General features: G+C 45.4%; 12 protein-coding genes. 11 read left to right on the top strand and 1 reads right to left on the bottom strand.

Going from position 1 to position 15,105, the window contains the following annotated elements:
* Nucleotides 1–285: 285 nt before the first annotated feature.
* The 9 genes from R7P35_RS18625 (at nucleotide 286) to R7P35_RS18585 (ending at nucleotide 10,266) form a co-directional block, all read left to right on the top strand.
* The gene (locus R7P35_RS18625; RefSeq protein WP_017633913.1) at nucleotides 286–1,413 is read left to right on the top strand and encodes a bifunctional tRNA (adenosine(37)-C2)-methyltransferase TrmG/ribosomal RNA large subunit methyltransferase RlmN; all 1,128 of its coding nucleotides are present in this window, start codon (nucleotides 286–288) and stop codon (nucleotides 1,411–1,413) included.
* 435 nt (nucleotides 1,414–1,848) lie between these two features.
* Complete coding sequence (rodZ, locus tag R7P35_RS18620) at nucleotides 1,849–2,799, top strand: cytoskeleton protein RodZ (protein WP_136976155.1); 951 nt, start codon at nucleotides 1,849–1,851, stop codon at nucleotides 2,797–2,799.
* Between the two features lie 6 nt (nucleotides 2,800–2,805).
* On the top strand, nucleotides 2,806–3,924 hold the full coding sequence (gene ispG / locus R7P35_RS18615) for a flavodoxin-dependent (E)-4-hydroxy-3-methylbut-2-enyl-diphosphate synthase (RefSeq protein ID WP_005381699.1): 1,119 nt from the start codon (nucleotides 2,806–2,808) through the stop codon (nucleotides 3,922–3,924).
* A gap of 26 nt (nucleotides 3,925–3,950) precedes the next feature.
* Nucleotides 3,951–5,219: a histidine--tRNA ligase gene (hisS, locus tag R7P35_RS18610; protein WP_005381698.1), complete on the top strand. Its 1,269-nt coding sequence runs from the start codon at nucleotides 3,951–3,953 to the stop codon at nucleotides 5,217–5,219.
* A 126-nt stretch (nucleotides 5,220–5,345) separates the two neighbouring features.
* Entirely contained in the window at nucleotides 5,346–5,960 is a 615-nt protein-coding gene (locus R7P35_RS18605; protein ID WP_005381697.1) for a YfgM family protein, read from the top strand.
* A 12-nt stretch (nucleotides 5,961–5,972) separates the two neighbouring features.
* The gene (gene bamB, locus R7P35_RS18600) at nucleotides 5,973–7,133 is read left to right on the top strand and encodes an outer membrane protein assembly factor BamB (protein WP_005381696.1); all 1,161 of its coding nucleotides are present in this window, start codon (nucleotides 5,973–5,975) and stop codon (nucleotides 7,131–7,133) included.
* Nucleotides 7,134–7,300: 167 nt separating this feature from the next.
* Entirely contained in the window at nucleotides 7,301–8,797 is a 1,497-nt protein-coding gene (der, locus tag R7P35_RS18595) for a ribosome biogenesis GTPase Der (RefSeq protein ID WP_017820569.1), read from the top strand.
* A gap of 59 nt (nucleotides 8,798–8,856) precedes the next feature.
* Nucleotides 8,857–9,732, top strand: a complete 876-nt coding sequence (locus tag R7P35_RS18590) for an alanyl-tRNA editing protein (RefSeq protein ID WP_213904959.1) — start codon at nucleotides 8,857–8,859, stop codon at nucleotides 9,730–9,732.
* Between the two features lie 309 nt (nucleotides 9,733–10,041).
* Nucleotides 10,042–10,266 (top strand): zinc ribbon domain-containing protein, encoded by a 225-nt coding sequence (locus R7P35_RS18585; RefSeq protein WP_012842112.1) that lies wholly within the window; start codon nucleotides 10,042–10,044, stop codon nucleotides 10,264–10,266.
* A gap of 13 nt (nucleotides 10,267–10,279) precedes the next feature.
* On the opposite strand, the gene xseA is transcribed toward R7P35_RS18585, so the two are convergent.
* Nucleotides 10,280–11,611, bottom strand: coding sequence for an exodeoxyribonuclease VII large subunit (gene xseA / locus R7P35_RS18580; protein WP_054729200.1), 1,332 nt, complete (start codon nucleotides 11,609–11,611; stop codon nucleotides 10,280–10,282).
* 231 nt (nucleotides 11,612–11,842) lie between these two features.
* Between xseA and guaB the strand changes: the two genes are divergently transcribed.
* Together guaB and guaA are read left to right on the top strand one after the other, a co-directional pair.
* Nucleotides 11,843–13,309 carry an IMP dehydrogenase gene (gene guaB / locus R7P35_RS18575; protein WP_017633908.1) on the top strand — a complete coding sequence of 489 codons (1,467 nt, stop codon included), beginning with the start codon at nucleotides 11,843–11,845 and terminating at the stop codon, nucleotides 13,307–13,309.
* Nucleotides 13,310–13,408: 99 nt separating this feature from the next.
* Nucleotides 13,409–14,962, top strand: coding sequence for a glutamine-hydrolyzing GMP synthase (gene guaA, locus R7P35_RS18570; RefSeq protein WP_005381685.1), 1,554 nt, complete (start codon nucleotides 13,409–13,411; stop codon nucleotides 14,960–14,962).
* Nucleotides 14,963–15,105: the final 143 nt, after the last annotated feature.

Below are 15,105 nucleotides of genomic sequence, written 5' to 3'. Positions count from 1 at the left end.
CCGGCGAGTTCATTCGTAATTATTCGCGAAGATGTTGGCTAATCTGAGCATCTTACAGGGGTGAAAGCTTAGTTACGTGTGTTTGTTCTCACTGTTTTCTCTGTACCACTTCTACGCTTTTGTTGTCGGTTGTCTAATCATTATTCTCACCGTAAAGCCTGATTAAAATTTAATCGTTTTTATTTTAATGCCTTAGCAAACTCAGGGTCTTACACCCCTTGTTGTAGCTGCATAAAGGCTGTACAATTCGCGCCCTTATTCTTGTTTCAGTCATTGAGAGGCAACATGACCACTGAAAAAATCAATCTACTCGACTTTGATCGCAAAGGCATGCGTCAGTTTTTCGCGGAAGAACTTGGCGAGAAAGCGTTTCGTGCCGATCAGGTTATGAAGTGGATCTACCATTTCGGTGTAGATGACTTCGAAAAAATGACAAACATCAACAAGAAGCTGCGCGAAAAGCTTTTACACAAGTGTGAAATTAAAGCACCAACTGTAGCAGAAGCTCAGCATTCTTCAGACGGCACGATCAAGTGGGCAATGAAGGTTGGTGATCAGGATGTAGAAACGGTTTACATTCCAGAAGATGATCGCGCAACGCTTTGTGTATCTTCTCAAGTAGGTTGTGCATTGGAATGTAAGTTCTGCTCAACAGCACAGCAGGGTTTTAACCGTAACTTGAAAGTTTCAGAGATCATCGGTCAGGTGTGGCGTGCTGCACGTGAAATTGGTCTTGAGAAAGAAACAGGCCGTCGCCCAATTACGAACGTCGTGATGATGGGCATGGGTGAGCCGCTTCTTAATATGAAGAACTTGATTCCTGCATTGGAGTTAATGCTGGATGACCTTGGCTTTGGTTTGTCGAAGCGTCGCGTAACCGTATCAACATCAGGTGTGGTTTCTGGTCTTGATCAGATGACGGGCAAAATCGACGTTGCGTTGGCGATCTCTCTTCATGCGCCAAACGATAAGCTGCGTAGTGAAATCATGCCAATTAACGATCGTTGGGATATTCAAGATTTCCTAGCATCCGTTCGTCGTTACATTGCTTCATCGAATGCAAACCGTGGCAAGGTAACAGTCGAGTACGTGTTGCTTGATCATGTGAACGATGACATGGACCATGCACGCGAGCTGGCTGAATTGATGAAAGACACACCATGTAAGATTAACTTGATTCCGTTTAACCCGTACCCAGGTTCACCTTACAAGAAACCAAGTAACTCACGTATTGATCGCTTCCAAAAAACATTGATGCAATACGAGCACACAGTTACGGTTCGTAAAACACGTGGTGATGACATTGATGCCGCATGTGGTCAGTTGGTCGGTGATGTAATTGACCGAACTAAACGTACGGCAATGCTGAAAGCGTCACGCGGTGCCGATACCATTGAAGTGAAAGCTGTATAAACGACCGGAATTCAAAAATAGCCAGAGCCATTCGCTCTGGCTATTTTGTTTATTGTTTAGGACATTTTCGCCAAGATTTGTGACTATCACTCTTCAACTTAAGGTTATTTGGGTATAATTTCGAATTCCTTTGTCAAAGTTTGGACAAAAGCTTGAGCTATCTGTTAGTTTGAGTGTAAAGAGTTTTTGTCTTCGTTGCGCATTCGCTTATCATGATATGTAACACTAACGATGACACCGATAATTCTCAGCACTTTCTCACATACGTTTTGCTGATTTTTGCAAAACGGGTATTCGCACTCAGATCGCTGAGAGTTTCTTAAAATTATTATTTTTGGTTAACGCGTTTAGGCTAGCTATCTTTAAAGAGGCTTAAGAACAATAACGAAAATACATGACCACGTTAGCCACTAAAACAGATTAAATACCGCCATTATGACAGAACACGAAAATACGAATGAAGTGCCACTCTCTATTGAAGCTGGCACATTACTGAAAAACAAACGTGAATCCTTGGGAATGAGCCAAAAGCAAGTTGCCGATCGCCTGAGGCTTCGCATTTCTGTGATTGAAGATATTGAAAATAACCGATTTGAATCTCAACAAGTCGCGACATTTACGCGTGGTTACTTACGCTCTTACGCTAAATTCGTAGGTCTTGATGAGAAGGTGGTTTTGACGGCGTTAGAGCAGACTGCCGATGCTCAGCCTCAAGAGCAAGAAATTGAAATGCAAAGCTTCTCTCGTAAAACAAAAGACGAGAAGCACAATAGCCGTATTATGCTCCTTACTTGGGTTATCGGGCTGGTCATTATTGGCATTTCAGCGGCATGGTGGTGGCAAAACCAACAAGAGAATAGCCTAACTAAGGAAGTAACGGATTCAAGTGTTGAAGCGCCGCAGCCCACTGCTCAAGAATTAGCTGATATCGATTTGATGACGGCTGAAGAGTTAATCGCAAGCACTCCTGAAGAAGTTGCTTCAACTAATGAAGGCGTTGCTGAATCGACTGAAGCACCCGTTGAGCAAGGGGCGGATCCTTTGCTGACTGAAACTGAAAATACAACAAGCGTAGATTCTGAAGAACCTGTTGCCGTGATTGAAGCGGCGGAAGAGGAACAGCCTGCGCCAGTAGTACCTGAAGGCATGACACTTCTTACTATGAAGTTTAAAGCGGACTGTTGGATTCAAGTAAAAGACACCAATGGTAAAACGCTGGTAAGTGGTACTCATAAGCCAGGACAAGATGTAGAACTTACCGGAAAAGCGCCATTTAAAGTGATATTGGGCGCACCGGAAGGGGTTACAATGACATTTGCAAGTGAACCTGTCGACCTTTCTGGGTATACTTCAGGCAAAGTAGCTAGATTCACTCTACCGTTATAAAAAATTATGCAACACGAATCTCCAATTATTCGTCGTAAATCGACGCGTATTTATGTGGGTGATGTGCCAATTGGTGATGGTGCGCCAATTGCAGTACAGTCAATGACTAACACTCGCACGACTGACGTAGAAGCGACAGTCGCTCAAATCCGAGCACTAGAAAAAGTCGGCGCAGATATCGTTCGAGTTTCTGTACCTACGATGGACGCAGCAGAAGCTTTCAAACTGATTAAACAGCAAGTTTCTGTACCATTAGTGGCTGATATTCATTTCGACTATCGTATCGCGCTGAAAGTTGCGGAGTACGGAGTTGACTGTTTACGTATCAACCCAGGTAACATCGGCAATGAAGAGCGTATTCGCGCTGTTGTTGATTGCGCTCGCGATAAAAACATCCCGATCCGTATTGGCGTCAATGGTGGATCTTTGGAAAAAGATTTACAGATGAAATACGGTGAACCAACGCCAGAAGCCTTGGTTGAATCGGCGATGCGTCACGTAGATCATCTCGATCGTCTTAACTTTGACCAATTTAAAGTTAGCGTGAAAGCTTCAGACGTTTTTCTTGCTGTGGATTCATATCGTCTGCTGGCGAAGAAAATCGATCAGCCTCTTCATTTAGGTATCACAGAGGCGGGTGGTGCTCGAGCTGGCGCTGTTAAGTCATCTGTTGGCTTAGGTATGCTGTTATCTGAAGGGATAGGCGATACGCTGCGTATCTCTTTGGCTGCCGATCCAGTTGAAGAAATCAAAGTCGGTTTCGACATCCTTAAATCTCTGCGCATTCGCTCTCGAGGCATCAACTTTATTGCGTGCCCAAGCTGCTCACGCCAAGAATTCGATGTGATTGGTACGGTGAATGCACTGGAGCAACGTTTAGAAGACATCATCACGCCAATGGATGTGTCTATCATCGGTTGTGTGGTAAACGGCCCTGGTGAAGCAGAAGTTTCTCACTTAGGTCTAGCAGGTAGTAACAAGAAGAGCGCATTCTACGAAGATGGTAAACGCCAGAAAGAGCGCTTTGATAACGATGACCTTGTGAATAAGCTAGAAGCTAAGATCCGTGCGAAAGCAGCTATGATGAATGGCGAAAACCGCATCGAAGTTAAAGTACAAGATTAATCTCAACGAGAATTACGGTAAGTATTGTGGCAAAAACAATTCAAGCAATTCGAGGCATGAACGATTGCCTCCCAACTCAGTCGCCACTGTGGCAAAAATTAGAAAACACAGTGAAAAATGTAATTAGCGCATACGGTTATAACGAAGTGCGCATGCCAATCGTTGAGGAAACAAACCTATTCAGCCGCGCTGTTGGTGAAGAAACAGACGTCGTTTCAAAAGAAATGTACACCTTTGATGACCGTAACGGCGACAGCCTAACACTTCGCCCTGAAGGTACGGCGGGTTGTGTACGTTCATGTATCCAAAACAGCCTGATCAACCGTGATGAACAGCGTCTGTGGTACATGGGACCTATGTTCCGCCATGAACGTCCGCAGAAAGGTCGTTACCGTCAATTCCACCAGTGTGGTGTTGAGGTGTTTGGTCTAAATGGTCCAGATGTTGATGCAGAGCTTATCATGATGACGGCGCGTTTATGGCGTGAGCTAGGTATCAATGAACATGTCCGTCTTGAGCTGAACTCTATCGGTTCTCAAGAAGACCGCGCAGACTACCGTACTGCACTGGTTGCATTCCTTGAGCAACATATTGATGTGCTAGATGAAGATTGTAAGCGTCGCATGCACACGAACCCACTGCGTGTTCTGGATACGAAGAACCCAGACGTTCAAGCTATTTTAGGTGATGCGCCTCGCCTTTCAGATTACTTGGGTGAAGAATCTAAAGCACACTTCGCAGGTCTATGTGAACTTTTAGACGCTGCAGGTATCAAATACACAGTTAACGAACGTCTAGTTCGTGGTCTGGATTACTACAATCGCACGGTATTTGAGTGGATCACTGAGAGCCTAGGTGCTCAAGGCACTGTATGTGGCGGTGGTCGTTACGATGGCCTTGTAGAGCAATTAGGTGGTAAACCAACACCAGCGGTTGGCTTTGCAATGGGCCTAGAGCGTCTAGTACTGATGCTAGAAACGTTGGAACTGACAGACGTTCGTCGCAGTGTTGACGTGTACGTAGTCACTGCGGGTGAAGGCACCATGATGGCAGGAATGAAGCTAGCAGAACAGCTTCGCGAGTCTGTTCCAGGCGTTCGTGTGATGAATCACTTCGGTGGCGGTAACTTCAAGAAACAGTTTAAACGCGCAGACAAAGTTGGTGCTGTTGTAGCATTGGTTCTGGGCGAAAACGAAGTTGCGGATAACACCGTAGTACTGAAAGACTTAGCTGGTGGTGAGCAAGAGACTTACAACCAAGCAGAAGTTGCAGAAAAGATCGCAGCACTGATTTAAGTCTTTTAGTAATCTAACAAAATTACATCCTAGTTCGTAAGCTAAGGCTCCCAAATGTGGAGCCTTTAAACGAAATAGGAATAATGGCAGCTAAGCTGCCATTTACATGTTTTAAGAGGACAGGAAGTGGAACTTTACGATACTGAAGAACAACAAGTTGAAGCCATTAAAGACTGGTGGAAGGAAAACGGCAAAGCCGTCATCATCGGTGCGGTTGTTGGTTTAGGTGGTCTATTTGGCTGGCGTTACTACCAGGATTCTGTGATTCAGGCGAGTGAAGCAGCTTCTCAAAGCTACACGACAGCAATGAATGCTTTGCAAGACAAAGGCACTGATGCTCAAGCTGACGTGAAAGCTTTCATTGAGTCAAATGAAGTAAAAGAATATTCAGTATTGGCTGCACTACAACTTGCTAAAGCACAAGTTGAAGCTCAAGACCTTTCTGCTGCATTGGAGCAACTGAAGTGGGCGCAAAGCAACACTCAAGATGCTGCGTTGTTACCATTGATTAGTTACCGCATTGCGCGTATTGAGACGGAAATGGGTAACTTCGACGCTGCAACGGCAGAGCTAAGTAACGTCACTGATACAGCATGGACAGGTCGTATTGCTGAACTTCGTGGCGATATTGCGATTCGCCAAGGTGACAAAGATGCTGCGTACGCTGCGTATACTGAAGCTCAGCAAGCGGCAGATGCAAGCCCGACACTACAAATGAAATTGGACGATCTGGCGAAATAAGGACCGCATTGGATGAAAAGAGTCTTTAAGAAAGCCTTGCTAGGGGCGTTAACAATGGGAGTACTTGCCGGTTGTGCAGGTGAGAAAGACACCATTGTAATGGCGCCACTACCTCAGGTAGACAGTCAGTTTACAACCAGTAGTGAGTGGAGCACATCGGTTGGCGATGGTGTTGGTCATTACTTTTCAAAACTATCCCCTGTATTTGCGAATGATACATTGTTCGTGGCAAGTCGTGATGGCTTAGTAAAAGCGCTGGATCCTGAGAATGGTAAACAACGTTGGCAAACGGACCTAGAAGAAGATGTCATTGCTCGTCTCTCTGGTGGTATCACAGCGGCATACGGAAACCTTTACATTGGCTCTGAGAATGGTGAAGTCATCTCTCTTGACCAAGAAACAGGTGAAATTGTTTGGCGTGTAAAAGTTGGTGGTGAGGTACTGGCGAAGCCAGTTGCAGATTCAGGCCTTATTATCATCAATACTAGCCGAGGCATGCTGATTGCCCTTAATGAGAGTACAGGTGAGCAACGCTGGGCATTGAGCACAGAAGTGCCGAACTTAACTTTACGTGGCGACAGTACTCCGACTGCAATTGGCGGCGGTGTATTTTGGGGAACGGCAAATGGCCGACTCGCAGCTGCTATCGTTGAGCGTGGTCAGTTGATTTGGCAACAGCCTGTTGGTACGCCAAAAGGCGCGACAGAAATTGATCGTTTGGTTGACGTTGATTCATCGCCAATTGTGCTAGGCGGTACTCTTTTCACCATTGGATACAATGGTCAACTTATCGCCATTGACTTGCGTTCAGCGAACCCGATTTGGAAGCGTAATTACTCATCTGCGACAGACATTTCTACAGATGGTAGTCGCATCTTTGTGATAACGGAAAAAGATCATGTTGTTGCCGTTGATTCACGAAGCGGGACTGAGTTGTGGGAAAACAGCTTGCTTGAGCACCGACAACTTACAGCGCCAGTTATTGTTGGCAATTATCTCGTTGTCGGTGACACGCTTGGTTACCTTCACTGGATGGATCGTTCAACGGGCGAATTTGTTGCGCAGCAGTTTGTCGATGATAGTGGCTTGGCAGTTGGCCCAACGTTATTGTCGGATGGTTATGTGATTACAACTCGCAACGGCGATGTAAAGAAACTAACCATTAACGAATAATATCGTGATATAATTCACATTCGGCTCCTGGCTGGTGACAGCTAGGAGCCGTTTTGTTGTTTGAATTTATTAACCCTGACGTGGTTATAGGTAAAAATCTGGTTTGATTTGGCATCGAGCAAGTCGTTACCTATAACTACAGAAGAAAGATTATTGTAGAGGTTGTTATGGTACCTGTTGTAGCTCTAGTAGGGCGTCCGAACGTAGGTAAATCTACACTATTTAACCGATTGACTCGCACTCGTGACGCGTTGGTTGCGGACTTTCCAGGCCTAACGCGAGACCGTAAATATGGCCAGGCGAGACTTGGTGAAGAGCACGAATTCATTGTGATTGATACCGGTGGTATCGATGGCACAGAAGAAGGCGTGGAAACAAAGATGGCAGAACAGTCATTAGCCGCGATTGATGAGGCTGATGTTGTGTTGTTCCTTGTTGACGGTCGTGCTGGTCTGACACCTTCAGATGAAGCAATTGCTGCGCATCTGCGTAAAATTGAAAAGCCAGCGATGCTGGTAGTAAACAAAATCGATGGTATTGATGCCGATGCGGCGTGTGCTGATTTTTGGCAGCTCGGAGTGGATGATATGTACCAGATTGCGGCTGCTCATGGCCGTGGTGTGACCGCTTTGCTTGAGCGTGCTTTATCTCCATTCTTTGATGATCTATTAACAAGTGAATCTGAAGAAGGTGAGATTGAAGACCTGACTGGATTCGAAGACGAAGAGCCTCTTGTTGAAGATTACACTGAAGAAGACGCAGAAGCTGAATTCAAGCGCCTTCAAGAGCAGCCGATTAAGTTGGCGATCATCGGTCGTCCGAATGTAGGTAAATCGACACTGACTAACCGTATTCTGGGTGAAGAACGTGTAGTTGTATACGATATGCCAGGTACAACGCGCGATTCTATCTACATCCCGATGGAACGTGATGGACGCGAATACGTACTAATTGACACCGCAGGTGTTCGTCGTCGTGGTCGTATCAATGAAACGGTTGAAAAGTTCTCTGTTGTTAAGACGCTGAAAGCGGTAGAAGATGCAAACGTCGTTCTACTGGTGATTGATGCACGTGAAAATATTTCAGACCAAGACCTAAGCTTGCTTGGTTTTGCACTGAATGCTGGCCGCTCAATTGTCATCGCCGTTAACAAGTGGGATGGTCTAGACAGTGACGTGAAAGAAAGCGTGAAGAAAGAACTGGACCGCCGTCTAGGATTCGTCGATTTCGCGCGTATCCACTTTATCTCTGCGCTGCACGGTACTGGCGTTGGTCACTTATTTGAATCTATTCAAGAAGCATATAACTCGGCGACAACGCGTGTGGGTACGTCAGTACTGACGCGTATCATGAAGATGGCAGTGGATGATCACCAGCCGCCAATGGTTCGTGGTCGTCGTATCAAACTCAAATACGCACACGCAGGTGGTTACAACCCACCGATCGTTGTTATCCACGGTAACATGGTTCGTGAATTACCAGATTCGTATAAACGTTATCTGATGAACTACTTCCGTAAGTCTCTGGAAATTATGGGAACACCGATTCGCATTAACTTCCACAACAGTGATAACCCATACGAGAACCGTACGAATAAGCTTACGCTATCACAAGAGCGTAAACGTAAGCGTATGATGTCGATGGTGAAAAACCGCAATAAATAATGAAATTCGAATACCCAAGTTTCTACTTGGGTATTTTTTTATCAAAAGTAATCGTAAAAATGACTATCACAGCAACAAAGACTCGTTTTTGTCATCAAACATGGCAATTAGAAGCACAAATACAGCTCGTTCAATCTACGGAAGAAGTGACTTACGTTATTACAGATGTCACGCCGTTCCATCCCGTTAGTCACATATGGCCGGATCACCCTGCAGACAAAGGAACGTTGAAGGTGAATGGGGCTGAGCATGACGTAGTAGATTGCCAAGTTGGAGCAGTGGAGCAGGAGAGTGGTGCTTTGTATGTGGGTAGTGACATCCCTGTAAAGCGTGATGCTGAAGGTTGGGTGTTTGTCGTCGTGCATGTTTTATCACGTACGGAATCACTTGTTACTGATGATTTGGTGACATTGGCGGTAGATAAGGATTACCAACGCGCTTTGAGTCGAGGCCACACAGCAGGACACTTAGCGTATTTGGCGTTGAATAAAGTACTAGCGGAAGACTATTGGCGAAAAGACGCAGACCGCAAAGACCCACATGGTTATTATGACTTTAATAGCTATGCGCAAGTCATGAGTTATGTCACTCCAGACAAGTGCCTCGATACGTACCGTTTAGGCAAAACACTCCGTAAAAGAGGATTAAACAGTGCAGATATGCTGAATGACCTCCAGGCGATTGCAGAAAAAGTGAATGGCCAACTGGTTGAATGGCTTCAAAGAGATGCGATGATCACCATGGAATGCCACGGCGATAGATTAACGGATTCTCGCTATTGGAAGTGCGATTTAGGGGAAGGTCAATTAGCGGTAATCCCTTGTGGTGGAACGCATGCGAGCCATTTAAATGAGTTTGCTTTTATCCAAGTTAAACTCGTTGAGCTCGACGCTCAAACTATCGAAATGCACACCAATGTAAACACTGCTTTCTGAATAAGATCTTTTTATTAAATTCTGATTTTTCGTTTAATTAAATCTATCTAAGGTTTTTTATTCTGTCTTAAATTGGAATGCAGAATATGTAACTTATGCTTTCGGTGTGTGGTTATATAAATATTCTTTTAAGGGGTGATCGCTGATCAAGGAGTAAATATCAGACGATCAGTATAAGATCCTACGTATCAAGTATGGTTAACGCCTCGTGAAACTTGTTGGGGCGGTGATGAAGATCAACATACTTGTTCGTTATTTTGAGTAGCATGCGTTACTCGAAATTGCTTAGTTTAGAGAGAGGAACGGGATATGCAGCAGAACATTTGCCCGACTTGCAATGTCGAACTGGAATGGACAGGACAATACCATTGTGCACAGTGTGAATCGGATTTTAAAAAAGTAGGTTTTTGCCCTGATTGTGAGGCGGAGCTGGAGAAGCTGCAAGCATGCGGTGCTGCGAGTTACTTTTGCAATGTGTGTAATGAACTCAAGTCAAAATCACGTGTCCGATTTGAGTTCCAGAAAATCAGTTAACCAGAGTTTGTATTCAGTTAACGGTAGAGCGAACGTCGCCTTCGGCTAATCGAGTAATCAATACATCTCCCGATTTTACATCTGAAGATTGAGTAATTACTTTTCCTTGCTCAGTTTGAGTAATTGAGTAACCTCGTTTCAATGTCGCTAGTGGGCTGACGGTGTCTAACTTCTCTGCAGCAATCGCGAGTTGATGGCGCATAGTCAGTAACTTGCGATCCATTGCATCCATGAGCTTTTGCTCAACACGTTCTAGCTTCGACTTCTGCTCGGCAAGGCGTGTTACAGGAGAATTTAATTGCAGCCGATAATGTTGACGCTCGATTCGCTGTTGACGCAAGGCAATAAAACGACTCATCGCTCGCTGTAAGCGCATGTCCAACTCATCTAACTGTTGCGTCTGACGTTGCAAGCGATAGCTTGGGTGCTGTCTCTCTAGACGGTGCACTAATTGAGCAGATTGCTGCTTTTGTTGTGCTAGGTAGTAACGCATCGCGCTCGCTAACTTATGCTGGCGGGTAACTAAAGCTTGATCTTTGTGGCTGTTATCACGGCTTACTAGCTCAGCGGCTGCTGATGGAGTAGGCGCGCGTACGTCGGCGACAAAATCAGCTATTGTCACGTCAACTTCATGTCCAACGGCGCTAATAATAGGAATTTGGCTTGCTGCAATCGTGCGAGCTAATATCTCGTTGTTAAAGCACCATAAGTCTTCTAATGAACCACCACCTCGGCCCACAATTAGCACATCACATTCATCACGGCTGTTAGCGCGACCAATGGCTTGTGCAATTTGAATGGCTGCGTCCTCACCTTGTACCACTGTCGGATAAATCACAACAGGTAGGGAAGGATCACGACGTTTCAATACGTCTAAGATATCGTAAAGCGCGGCACCAGTTTTCGATGTGATGACGCCAACACGTTTAGGGTGCTCAGGCAAAGATTGCTTATTGGTTTGCGCGAACAACCCTTCTGCTGCAAGCTTCATTTTCAGCTCTTCAAACTCTTGCTGAAGACGGCCGTCACCTTCCGGTTGCATGCTTTCGATGATCAATTGGTAGTCACCGCGAGGCTCATAAAGAGACAGACGAGCTTTTACTAGGACTTGATTACCGTTAGCGGGTTTGAAAGTAACGCGGCGATTGTTACCACGAAACATGGCACATTTAACTTGAGCGCGAGAGTCTTTAAGAGTGAGGTACCAGTGACCAGAGACAGGAGCTGAAAAGTTGGATATCTCTCCGACGAGCCAAACGATCCCCATTTCGTTTTCAAGGAGTAAACGAACTTCTGCGTTGAGACGAGAAACAGTAAAGATGTTTTGATTGGTCTTGGAGAGCACAGCTAATCTCTTAGACGTGAGTATGGAAATTAGCGGCAATATAATACATAGCAAGGGGGTAATTGCAAGAAAAAAATTAAAAAATTTGTGGTCAAGCGATTGCGTTAACCGTATAATCCCTCCGCAATATCTAATCCAAATGTAGCTTGTTGCTAACACAGGTTACCCTCATTATGCGAAACGATGAGATTGGATTGTTCTTTTTACTCTTCTAATTGTGAGATATTGCAAATGCTAAGAATTGCCAAAGAAGCGCTGACATTCGATGACGTACTACTTGTGCCAGCACACTCCACCGTTCTCCCAAACACAGCTGATCTTCGCACTCAGCTAACTAAGAACATCACCCTAAACATCCCAATGATTTCAGCGTCTATGGACACTGTTACTGAAGCTCGTCTAGCAATTGCGCTAGCGCAAGAGGGTGGCATTGGCTTTATCCACAAGAACATGTCTATTGAGCAGCAGGCAGCCGAAGTTCGTAAAGTTAAGAAGTTCGAAGCTGGTATGGTAACTGACGCGGTTACTGTAAACCCTGACGCGACCATCGCTGATGTTGTTGCACTCACTGAAAAGCATGGTTTTGCAGGTTTCCCTGTTGTCACTGAGAGCAATGAGCTTGTTGGTATTATCACTGGTCGTGACGTTCGTTTTGTGACGGACCTTTCTAAGAAAGTATCTTCAGTAATGACGCCAAAAGAGAAGTTGGCAGCAGTTAAAGAAGGTGCAACACGAGAAGAAGTGCAAGAGAAAATGCACGAAGCTCGTGTAGAGAAAGTATTGGTTGTGAATGATGAGTTCCAACTAACCGGTATGATTACTGCGAAAGACTTCCACAAAGCAGAACGTAAACCAAACGCATGTAAAGATGAGCGTGGTCGCCTACGTGTTGGCGCAGCCGTTGGTGCTGGCGCTGGTAACGAAGAGCGTGTTGCTGCTCTAGTTGAAGCAGGCGTTGACATTCTACTTATCGACTCTTCACACGGACATTCTGAAGGTGTACTAAACCGCATCCGCGAAACTCGCGCTGCTTACCCAGATCTAGACATCATCGGTGGTAACGTAGCAACAGGTGCTGGTGCTAAAGCACTAATCGAAGCTGGCGTAAGCGCAGTGAAAGTTGGTATCGGCCCTGGTTCTATCTGTACAACTCGTATTGTAACGGGTGTGGGAGTTCCACAAATCACTGCAATCGCAGATGCGGCAGAAGTGGCTAATGATTATGGTATTCCGGTTATTGCTGATGGTGGTATCCGTTTCTCAGGTGATATCTGTAAAGCAATCGTAGCTGGCGCATCATGTGTGATGGTTGGTTCTATGTTTGCTGGTACTGAAGAAGCGCCGGGTGAAGTGATTCTATACAATGGCCGTTCTTACAAGTCTTACCGCGGCATGGGTTCTCTTGGTGCTATGTCTCAAGGTTCTTCTGACCGTTACTTCCAGTCTGACAACGCAGCGGACAAGCTAGTACCAGAAGGCATTGAAGGTCGTATCGCATACAAAGGCCGTCTAAAAGAGATCGTACACCAACAAATGGGTGGTCTACGTTCAAGCATGGGTCTAACTGGTTCTGCAACTATCGAAGATATGCGTACGAAAGCTGAATTTGTACGTATCTCTGGTGCAGGTATGCAAGAGTCTCATGTACACGATGTTCAAATTACTAAGGAAGCGCCGAACTACCGTCTAGGGAACTAATCACCTAACGGAAACGTTTGCTTTTTCCTTGAAGCATTAAGAAGAGGCGAGTACACTCGCCTCGGTTTTAATCACTTAGCCTTAAAAAGACTGCTCAAAATGACTAAAAATATCCATGACCAACGTATTCTGATCTTGGACTTCGGTTCTCAGTACACTCAATTAGTAGCACGCCGCGTACGTGAAATCGGCGTTTACTGTGAACTATGGAGCTGGGATGTAGAAGAAGCGGATATTCGCGAATTCAACCCAGATGGCATTATCCTATCTGGCGGTCCAGAAAGCGTAACGGAAGAGAACTCTCCACGCGCGCCTCAATATGTGTTTGATTCCGGTGTTCCTTTGCTTGGCGTATGTTACGGCATGCAAACCATGGCGGAACAGTTAGGAGGCAAAGTAGCGGGCTCTAACGAACGTGAGTTTGGCTACGCTCAGGTTAAAGTTTCTGGTGAATGTGCTCTATTTAAAGACCTTGAAGCAACTCAAGACGTTTGGATGAGCCATGGCGACAAAGTAGTAGAGATCCCAGCCGATTTCGTAAAAGTTGGTGAGACAGACACTTGTCCTTACGCTGCGATGGCGAACGAAGAGAAGAAATACTACGGTGTTCAGTTCCACCCAGAAGTGACACACACAAAAGGTGGCCTACAAATGCTTGAGAACTTTGTTCTTGGCGTATGTGGCTGTGAGCGTCTATGGACTTCGGAATCTATCATCGAAGACGCGGTTGCTCGCATTAAAGAGCAAGTGGGTGACGACGAAGTTATCCTAGGTCTATCTGGTGGTGTTGATTCATCGGTAGTTGCGATGCTGGTTCACCGCGCAATCGGCGACAAGCTAACGTGTGTATTTGTTGATAACGGTCTACTTCGTCTAAACGAAGGTCAACAAGTAATGGATATGTTCGGCGACCAATTTGGTTTGAACATCATCAAGGTTGACGCTGAAGAACGCTTCCTAAAAGCACTTGAAGGCAAGTCTGACCCAGAAGAGAAGCGTAAGACTATCGGTCACGTATTCGTAGATGTATTCGATGAAGAGTCTAAGAAGCTGAAAAACGCGAAATGGCTAGCTCAAGGTACGATTTATCCTGATGTAATCGAGTCAGCTGCATCTAAGACTGGTAAAGCGCACGTGATCAAATCGCACCACAACGTGGGCGGTCTTCCAGATGACATGGAAATGGGTCTTGTTGAGCCACTACGTGAGTTGTTCAAAGATGAAGTTCGTAAGATTGGTCTAGAATTAGGCCTGCCTTACAACATGCTTTACCGCCACCCATTCCCGGGTCCTGGTCTAGGTGTTCGTGTTCTTGGTGAAATCAAGAAAGAGTACTGTGATTTGCTACGTCGTGCTGATGCTATCTTTATTGAAGAGCTTCACGCAGCTGATCTATACAACAAAGTATCTCAAGCGTTCACGGTATTCCTACCAGTACGTTCTGTTGGTGTAATGGGCGATGGCCGTAAGTACGATTGGGTTGTGTCTCTACGTGCGGTAGAAACCATCGACTTTATGACGGCACACTGGGCGCACCTACCATACGACTTCCTAGGTAAGGTATCTAACCGTATTATCAACGAAGTTGATGGCATTTCTCGTGTTGTTTACGACATTTCAGGTAAGCCACCAGCGACTATCGAGTGGGAATAATGCTCCTTTAAGCAAGGTCTGGCACTAACAGGCACTAAATCATATCTAAGTCCGCGTAATTGCGGACTTTTTTTGTTTTTGGCTTAGTCATTTTTGGCAATGTCTGGCAACGCCAAGCACGGTTTGACCGTGGTATTTTGATG

It is taken from the genome of Vibrio sp. Vb0304 (genome assembly GCF_033338995.1).
Lineage (GTDB): Bacteria > Pseudomonadota > Gammaproteobacteria > Enterobacterales > Vibrionaceae > Vibrio > Vibrio alginolyticus.
The sequence above is the reverse complement of the archived record's forward strand: the minus strand, read 5'-3'. Positions and strand labels throughout refer to the sequence as shown.